Below are 8,553 nucleotides of genomic sequence, written 5' to 3'. Positions count from 1 at the left end.
CCCTCTCGAGAAACGCTATTCGGTACTCTACCTGGATGGACTGTACATTAAACTCAGAAGAAACACCGTAGATAGCGAAGTCATCTATCTGGTGATGGGCATCAACGAGCAAGGGCACCGAGAGATTCTTGGTTTTTACATCGGCGGCCAAGAAAGCTCTAACGGCTGGAGAGAGATCCTCCAAGACTTGTATCGCCGCGGTCTACAGGAAGTATTGCTGGGTGTGTTTGACGGGCTTCCAGGGCTAGAGGATGCTTTTCGGGATGTGTACTCCAAAGCGGATGTACAGCATTGTGTAGTGCATAAAGTCCGTAGCACCATGCCCAAAATTCGCGCACAAGATAAAACCGAGTTTTTGGATGACCTGAAAACCGTCTATACCGCGTTAGATGGAGACTTAGCTAGGGCAGCATTCGATACGGTAAAAGAGAAGTGGAGAAAACGGTACCCCAAGGAGCTTAAATCTTGGGAAGACCAGCTTCCTACACTACTGACGTACTACAAGTATCCTCCATTGATTCGACCTGCCATTTACACATCAAATGCAATTGAACGAACCAACAAGGAGTTACGAAAACGTCTGCGGCCCATGAACAGCCTACCTAACATTGAAGCGGCAGAAAAGATTGTTTATCTCGAAGCACTGGATTACAACGAAACGTGGAGCTGCCGCTCGATCAGAGGGTTCAGCGACCCTGAAACCAAGGAAAAGTTGAAGCAGATGTTTTTGAAGCGATACGGAACTTCTGAGCCGGCTTGACATGGAGCCTCTGTGGGCATGATGACTTGCGAAGGGGCGATACCTCGTAAACTCGTATCGCCAAGGCACCTTAGCCTATCATGCCCACCCCTCCATATAAAGCCTTTGGAGGACCTCTGAGGGAAGTCACCATCTCATGTTTGAATATTCTAAAATTAGACTTTGAACACTCTACTTTGTATTTACCAAAGACTGCTTACACAAACTTCTTGACGCTACTGGCGCCGGCAGACGTAGCGGAACTACGTTCCGTTATTTGGGTCGAAATCCCGTAAGGGGAGAAAAACCATGAGAATAACGGAATACAGTTCCGCTAAATCGTGAAATCAGCCGATTTGAGGTCAAATAGCGGAATCTAGTTCCGCTATTTGGCAATGCGATGGCCGTGCGACAACGGCGGGATCTCGGCGTATTTGTCCACGACTCCCCGATGCCACCGCCCCACCACCACCACAAAAAAACAGGCAGCCCCTCGACTCAAGCGAGGGACCGCCGGCTTCCACACCTGCCCGCCTAACTCCCGGCAGGCAGCTCAATTCGCACCGAGATGCGCCCGTCCTCTGTCGGCCCCATCTCGGTTACCGCCCAAAACCGGGACAGCACGCGCCGCAGCCGCGACAGATCCTCCGGGCTCAGCGCGAGCCCTTCGAGACGCTCGCCCTCACGTTCAGCCTCCTGACCGAACATAAAACCTACGAGCAGCTTGATCCCATTGATCGTGTTGAACTTGATCTCGTAGCCCTGGCGAATCGCCTGCTTCAGCAGCTCTCCGTGCGTTTTCGCGAACTCGACCAGCTCGTTAAAATCAAAATGCCCGCCGCCCAGCTGCTGGTACGCCTCAATCTCGCCGCTGCGAGCACTCGCCAAGATTTGATCGTCCGCGACCCCCTCGCCCCGGAGCAGCTCAATCAGCAGCGCCTCGCGCTGTGAGAGCTTCACCACCTGATCCTCCATACTGCCTCTCCTCCCAAACAGGTACTCATTCTCGATGTATGCCTGACCTATCCTATTCATCGTACAAATGACAAGCCACAAAGTGTCCCGGGCTGATCTCCTGCAGCTCCGGCTCCTCCGCAGCGCAGCGCTCCATCGCATGCGGACAGCGAGTACGGAAGCGACAGCCGTTAATGTCCGCCGTCGCGCTCGGCAGATCCCCTTCGAGCCGAATGCGCTGCGTCGCCGCCTTCGGATCGGGGATCAGAATCGAAGACAGCAGCGCCTTCGAATACGGATGCGCCGGATGCTCGTACAGCTCCTCGCTGTCCGCGATCTCCACGAGCTTGCCGAGATACATCACGCCGATCCGGTCGGAAATATGCCTCACCATGGACAAGTCATGGGCGATAAACAAATACGTCAGCCCCAGCTCCTGCTGCAAATCCTCCAGCATATTCACGACCTGAGCCTGCACGGACACATCCAGCGCGGAGATCGGCTCGTCGCAGACGATGAACTCCGGCTTCACCGACAGCGCCCGGGCAATGCTGATCCGCTGCCGCTGGCCGCCGCTGAATTCATGCGGGTAGCGCGTCAGGTGCTCTCTCTTGAGCCCCACCTTCTCGAGCAGCTCGCCAATCCGCTCCCTGCGCTCCCTCTCGGGCAGGCTTCCGTGAATGTTCATCGGCTCGCTGATCAGCTCGAACACGGTCATCCCCGGATTGAGGGAGGAATACGGATCCTGAAAAATCGTCTGCATCCGCTTGCGGTACGGCTTCAGCTCCCGCTCCTTCATCGGCGCCAAATCCTGCCCATCAAAGTACACGCTGCCCGACGTAACATCATACAGCCGCACGATGCTGCGTCCCGTCGTCGATTTGCCGCTCCCCGATTCGCCCACCAGACCGAAGGTCTCCCCCCGATGTATCTGAAAGCTGATGTTATCTACCGCCTTCAGCACCTTCCCGCCCCTGCCGAACCAGCCGGTATTCATCGAAAAATATTTTTTCAACTGGCGCACATCCACCAGCACCTCACGTTTGCTCATCCGTCACTCCCCCTATTGCAACTGTTACATCGGTTCCATGATGTCAGTTGTCAACGTTCTCTCCGCTTTCACTTTCGGATCGTTCAACCAGCACATGGACCGGTGACGCTCACCCAGCTCGAAGTACGGCGGACGCTCCAGGCAAATATCCATCGCATGCGGACACCGATCGTGAAACGGACAGCCCTTCGGCGGGTCCAGCAAGCTCGGCGTCGTCCCCTCAATCGGAACCAGCCGCTCCTTATGGCCGGCACCTGGCTTCGGAATCGAGCGGAGCAGCCCCTGCGTGTACGGATGCTGGGCGCGGTAAAAAATGTCCTCCACCGTGCCTTCCTCCATAATGAGGCCGCCGTACATGACGATTACATGTGAGCACACCTGCGCGACCACGCCCATATCATGAGTGATCAGCAAAATAGCCGTCGAAGTCTTCTCCTTAAGCTCCTTCATCAAATCCAAAATTTGCGCCTGAATCGTCGCATCCAGCGCCGTCGTCGGCTCGTCGGCAATGAGCAGCTCCGGCTCACAGGACAGCGCCATGGCGATCATCACCCGCTGGCGCATCCCCCCGCTGAATTCGTGCGGATACTGATCCAGCCGCTGCGCCGGGGAAGGGATCCCGACGAGCGCCAGCATATCGATCGCCCGGGCCCGCGCCTCGCCCTTGCCAAGCCTCCGGTGCCGGATGAGCACCTCCGTCATCTGCTGCCCAATCGTCAGCACCGGATTGAGCGACGTCATCGGGTCCTGAAAAATCATCGCCAGCCGATTCCCCCGCAGCGCCCGAAACTCGTTGGCCGACAGCTTCAACAAATCCCGCCCTTGAAACCGGATTTCCCCGGACTTGATCTTACCTGGCGGCTGGATCAGCGACATGATCGATTTGGCCGTCACGCTTTTGCCGCTGCCCGACTCGCCGACGATGCCGAGCACCTCCCCCTGCCCCACCACAAAACTGACGCCGCGCACCGACTGCACTTCGCCGTCGCGTGTGTAGAAGGACGTTTTCAAATCGTCCACCCGTAATAATGGTTCCTGCTGCATCTCACTTCACCCCGGTTCCTCTATCGCTGGTTGACCTTCGGCTCGAACGCGACGCGGAAAATGTCCCCCAGCACATTAAAGCTCAGCACGGTCAATAAAATGAACAACCCCGGAAACAGCGCCAAGTAAGGCGCCTCACTGATATAGCCCTGCGCGTTGTTCAGCATGCTCCCCCAGGACGAATTAGGCTGCTGAATGCCCAGACCCAAGAAGCTGAGCGAGGATTCCATCAGGATCGCCGAAGCGATGTTGATCGTCGCCGCCACAATGATCGTGGACAGTACGCTGGGAATGACATGCATCGTAATCATGCGGAAGGTGCTCTGCCCGGAAACCTTGGCATACAGCACATATTCCCGTTCCTTTACCGACAGCGTCTCCGCCCGCACGATTCGAGCAATATTCATCCACGTTAAAAGTCCGATGATAATGATGACATTTTGAATGCCGGGCTTTAAATAGACACTAAGAATCAGCATCACCAGGAACGGAGGGACCGACATCAGAATATCGACCACCCGCATGATCAAGCTGTCTACCTTCCCGCCAAAATACCCGCTGATCGCGCCGACCGCCGTCCCGAAGCCGGTCGCGATAATCATCGCCAAAAAGCCCACCGCCAGCGAGATGCGTCCGCCGTACAACGCCCGGGAAAAGTAATCGCGGCCGTAATCGTCCGTCCCGAAGTAATGCGACCCACTCGGCGGCTTAAGACGATCCTGCACGATAATTTGGTTTGGATCATGGGGTGCCAAGAAGGCCAGCACCGCCGCCACCACAAAAACGAATAAGATCGCCAAGGCCGCCAGCCCGAATTTATTGTCCAGCAGCTCGTGTTTCAAATTGCGCCATCTGCTTTTGTTCATATCGTCACTTCGCCACCTTAATCCGGGGATCCACTACGCTGTACAGCACATCGGCCAGCAGGTTGCCAACAATCAGCAGCAGCGAGCTGAAGAGTGTAATACCCATAATGATGGGATAATCGAATCCGAACACCGCCGTAATGCCCAGCGAGCCCATGCCCGGCCATGAGAATACCGTCTCGGTAATGATCGCCCCGGCGATTAGGTCCGGCAGCGACAGCCCGAGCAGCGTAATGATCGGCAGCAGCACGTTTTTCAGCACATGACGGAATAAAATCTGCCGCTTCGTCGACCCGAAGGCGTACTGAATTTGCACATAATCTTCTTTGAGCTGGCCGATTGTGTTGGAACGAATATAACGGATATAAATCGAAATGTGCGAGAAGCTCAGCACGATGCAAGGCAGAATCCCATGCTTCAAAATATCCCAGGTCGAGCTCATGCCGATCGTTCGCATCCCCATGCTCGGCAGCAAGTGCAGCTCAATGGCAAAAATGTAGATCAGCAGCATCGCAAACCAGAAGCTCGGAATCGAGATGCCGATGTAGGAGATCATGTTGAGCAGCTTATCCACCCAGCGGTTGCGATTCGCCGCAGCCAGCATCCCCAGCGGGATGGCGAGCAGCAGCGCCACAACAATCGAGGAGCCCATGAGGCCGGCCGTAGCTGGAATCCGCTCGACGATTTGCGCCAGCACCGGGCGGTGATTGATGAGCGAAAAGCCGAAGTTACCGATGACCACGTTTTTCAGCCATATCAAATACTGCACATAGCCGGGCAAGTCCAGCCCCAAGCTGTGCCGCATCCGCTCGACATCCTCCGGATTCATATTCGGCGTCACGAACGCCTGCACCGGGTCCCCGGGAGCGAATTTGATCAAAGCAAAACAAACAACCGATATAAACAGCAGCATCGGTACGGATTGGAGCAGCCTTCTCCCGATGACACGAACCATGCTTTCCTTTGCTCCCCTCTAGCAGCTTAGCGGACAGTAACGAAAATAAGCTGAAACGCGTCAGCTTATTTTCGGAAGGTTTTATTTTACATACAGCTTGGACAAATCCTCGAACATGACTACCGGCTTCGTAACGGCTTCCTGCAGTCCAGCATACTTCTTATCGATAGCGATAATCGATTTGGTGTAAGCGATCGGATAAACCGTCATTTCGTCGGCTACCGTTTGTTGAATCTTTTTATACAGGTCTCCGCGCTTCGTCTTGTCCATTTCCACAGCCGCTTGATCCCACAGCGCGTCAAAATCCTTATTCGAATAGTGGGAATAATTGTACGCTTCATTGCTCATATAGAGCGACTTGTAAGCGTCCGGCTCGAAGCCCATGATGTACCCGCCGAGCGAAAGATCGAAGTCGGTGTTTTTCTTGTTCAGCGTTTTATTGGAGTAGGCTGCCGGATCCAGCGCTTGAATCTCCACCTCGATGCCGACATCCTTTAGCTTCTGTTGAATGTACAGCGCTTGGCTCGTTTGCTGCTTGTTCGAGTTCACGTGCGCCAGACGCAGCTTCAGCTTGTCCACTCCGGCCGTTTTGAGCAGATCCTTTGCTTTATTCACGTCCGTGTTATACGCGTTGACGTCCTTGGCCTGGTACAGCGTGTCCGGTGTAAAAATGGACGGAGCCGGCTCAGCATAATCCAGCGAAGTATACGATGCGGTGATCAATTCCTTCTTATCCAGCGCGTAGGCGATGGCTTGTCTGACTTCCTTCTTCTTCATCACATCGATGTTCAGGTTGAACACCATATACGCCAAACGGCCTTCGTTATAAGCGATGGTGGTGAATTTTTGCGTATCGGTAATCTTCTTGACGTCCTGCGGGTCGATCAGCTTCAGGTTGATCTCGCCGTTCTGCAGAGCCAGGTTCGCTGCATTCGTGTCCTTGGCAATGCGGTAGGTAACCGAATCCAAATGCGGCTTGCCGCCGAAGTAGCCGTCAAAACGATCCAAAGTCACGTATTCGCCCGACTTGTACTCCTTGAACTTGAACGGACCGGAGCCGACCGGCTTGTTGTTCTTATCGCTCTTCTCGAGATCCGCTTCCCCTTGGAAAATATGCTTCGGAATCGGAGACACCTGCACCAGCGCCCCTTCAAAAGCAGCCGTCACCTGCGGCAGCGTGAAATCGACCGTCAGATCGTCGACCTTCTTCACCGTCACCGGCTTCCCGCCTAGCACGAACATGCTGCGCAAGAAGCTGTGCTGCTTCTCGTCGACAATCGACTCGATCGTGAACACGACGTCGTCTGCGGTCAGCTTCTGGCCGTCATGCCAGGTGAGGTTAGGCTTCAGCTTCAGCGTATATTTCAAGAAATCCGCCGAAGGCGTTAAGCTCTCCGCCAGATAAAAGGTCTTCTTCCCGTCATTGATCTGGAAAAAGGGTGCGTACAGGGACTGGTCAATCGTAAGTGTAACGCGGTCCCCGGCATACAGCGGATTCATCGCCCTCGGATCGTCACTAACACCCATGACTAAGCTTCCTCCATCCTTCGGCTGTGTGCTGCCGCTCGGCGCCGGCGACGCCGCATTGTTCGGCGGAGCCTCTTGATTTTTGGCGCAGCCGCTGATCACAAGTGCAAGGCTGATCAGGACGGCTGCCATGATGTTGCTGCTTTTGCGCATAATTATTCCCCCGTCCACGAATGGTGTCTGATCTTGTCTGTTTTAGTATAAAGTGGCAGGCGAAAAAATATGCGCGAAAAAAGCCGATCACCGCACGAACACGGTAATCGGCTATATGCGAAAGGAGTCGGGGTTGGCCCCTCACCTTATCTGCGGCGATAAAGGCTGACCAGTCTGGCCGCGGTGCTGCTCCAGCTGAACCTGCGCAGCACTGTCCTTCGGCCTTCGGCTCCCAGCCGTTTGGCCAACGCTCGGCTTCTGGCGATCTTCACAATGTAATGGGCGAAGGTATCGGAGCTTCGGTACTGGTTCACCAGATAGCCGTTACGCGCATGCCGGACGATCTCCCGAATGCCGCCGATGTTCGAGGCTACGACCGGTACCCCCGATGCCATCGCCTCCACGTTGACGAGTCCGAACGCCTCGTGCTTCTGCGATGGGCAGACGAAGCAGTCGGCCATACGGTACAGCCGATGAATCCGGCTATGCGGAATTCGGCCCACGTATTTCATCGGCACACCGTATCTACGCGCTTGTGCCCTCAACTGGCCGAGATAGCCCGGCTTCGCGCTGCCGGCGACAACCAGCTTCGCCCCGGGAATGTGCCGTCGTACCTTGCTGACCGCCCGGATCAGCACTGGCACGCCTTTGCGGGGAATGACCCGGCCTGCGAACAGGACCGTGAACGACTTCCCCAGCCCATACCTGCGTTTGCCAGCCGCACGATAGCTCCCAGAAGCCGGCTTGAATCGGGAAGCGTCAACCCCAAGATGCACCATGCGGATTTTGTGTGCAACACCTGGGAACATCCCTCTCAGGTTGCTTTTCAAAGAAGAGCTGTTGGCGATGATCAGATTGGCGCTTTTCAGGCTTGACGCGATCGATCTCGATCGGGGGACAAAGGTTAAGGAATGCAAGAACAACGAAACGGGTGTATGCGGAAACAGCCGCTTGACCTTCGCCATATAGTACGGTCGGTTATCGACTTGTATAGCATCGTAATGCCTGCCGCGAATATAAGAGAGAACCGAGGCGATATAGGTTTTATGGCTGCCCGTTCCTACCCGGACAATCGTTAAATTGCCAAACCGGCTCTTGCGGGGGAGCCGGCCGGACACACGGCTAACAATCGTAACCCGATGCCGCCGGGCAAGCCGTTTGGCGATCGCTAGCATACAAATTTCAACAGAGCCTCCACCCGGAACAGGGATTTGCTCCGGCGCAATCATCAGGATATGCAAGATGCCACCTCTTTTTGCAGAGT

General features: G+C 55.2%; 8 protein-coding genes. 1 reads left to right on the top strand and 7 read right to left on the bottom strand.

Features of this window, described 5'->3' with window-relative positions; genetic code table 11:
• The coding region (locus FPZ49_RS13730) for an IS256 family transposase (RefSeq protein WP_144847539.1) at positions 1 to 760 on the top strand (760 nt) is incomplete at its 5' end.
• Between the two features lie 513 nt (positions 761 to 1,273).
• Here FPZ49_RS13730 and FPZ49_RS13725 read toward each other — a convergent pair.
• From FPZ49_RS13725 to FPZ49_RS13695, 7 genes are all read right to left on the bottom strand, one after another.
• The gene (locus FPZ49_RS13725) at positions 1,274 to 1,714 is read right to left on the bottom strand and encodes a hypothetical protein (RefSeq protein WP_144847537.1); all 441 of its coding nucleotides are present in this window, start codon (positions 1,712 to 1,714) and stop codon (positions 1,274 to 1,276) included.
• A 52-nt stretch (positions 1,715 to 1,766) separates the two neighbouring features.
• On the bottom strand, positions 1,767 to 2,744 hold the full coding sequence (locus tag FPZ49_RS13720; protein WP_144847535.1) for an ABC transporter ATP-binding protein: 978 nt from the start codon (positions 2,742 to 2,744) through the stop codon (positions 1,767 to 1,769).
• Between the two features lie 24 nt (positions 2,745 to 2,768).
• The gene (locus tag FPZ49_RS13715) at positions 2,769 to 3,788 is read right to left on the bottom strand and encodes an ABC transporter ATP-binding protein (protein WP_144847533.1); all 1,020 of its coding nucleotides are present in this window, start codon (positions 3,786 to 3,788) and stop codon (positions 2,769 to 2,771) included.
• Between the two features lie 20 nt (positions 3,789 to 3,808).
• Entirely contained in the window at positions 3,809 to 4,654 is an 846-nt protein-coding gene (locus FPZ49_RS13710) for an ABC transporter permease (RefSeq protein WP_144847531.1), read from the bottom strand.
• Positions 4,655 to 4,658: 4 nt separating this feature from the next.
• Positions 4,659 to 5,609: an ABC transporter permease gene (locus FPZ49_RS13705; protein ID WP_144847529.1), complete on the bottom strand. Its 951-nt coding sequence runs from the start codon at positions 5,607 to 5,609 to the stop codon at positions 4,659 to 4,661.
• 81 nt (positions 5,610 to 5,690) lie between these two features.
• Complete coding sequence (locus tag FPZ49_RS13700; RefSeq protein WP_144847527.1) at positions 5,691 to 7,289, bottom strand: ABC transporter substrate-binding protein; 1,599 nt, start codon at positions 7,287 to 7,289, stop codon at positions 5,691 to 5,693.
• Positions 7,290 to 7,435: 146 nt separating this feature from the next.
• Positions 7,436 to 8,530, bottom strand: coding sequence for a glycosyltransferase family 4 protein (locus FPZ49_RS13695; RefSeq protein ID WP_144847525.1), 1,095 nt, complete (start codon positions 8,528 to 8,530; stop codon positions 7,436 to 7,438).
• Positions 8,531 to 8,553 lie beyond the last annotated feature (23 nt).

This window comes from Paenibacillus cremeus (assembly GCF_007786445.1).
Classification (GTDB): domain Bacteria; phylum Bacillota; class Bacilli; order Paenibacillales; family NBRC-103111; genus Paenibacillus_G; species Paenibacillus_G cremeus.
The sequence above is the reverse complement of the archived record's forward strand: the minus strand, read 5'-3'. Positions and strand labels throughout refer to the sequence as shown.

Bases quoted from the DNA above. Each gene is read 5' to 3' on its own strand.
- FPZ49_RS13700 (WP_144847527.1), bottom strand. From the start codon at position 7,289: ATGCGCAAAAGCAGCAACATCATGGCAGCCGTCCTGATCAGCCTTGCA.
- FPZ49_RS13725 (WP_144847537.1), bottom strand. From the start codon at position 1,714: ATGGAGGATCAGGTGGTGAAGCTCTCACAGCGCGAGGCGCTGCTGATT.
- FPZ49_RS13715 (WP_144847533.1), bottom strand. From the start codon at position 3,788: ATGCAGCAGGAACCATTATTACGGGTGGACGATTTGAAAACGTCCTTC.
- FPZ49_RS13710 (WP_144847531.1), bottom strand. From the start codon at position 4,654: ATGAACAAAAGCAGATGGCGCAATTTGAAACACGAGCTGCTGGACAAT.
- FPZ49_RS13720 (WP_144847535.1), bottom strand. From the start codon at position 2,744: ATGAGCAAACGTGAGGTGCTGGTGGATGTGCGCCAGTTGAAAAAATAT.
- FPZ49_RS13705 (WP_144847529.1), bottom strand. From the start codon at position 5,609: ATGGTTCGTGTCATCGGGAGAAGGCTGCTCCAATCCGTACCGATGCTG.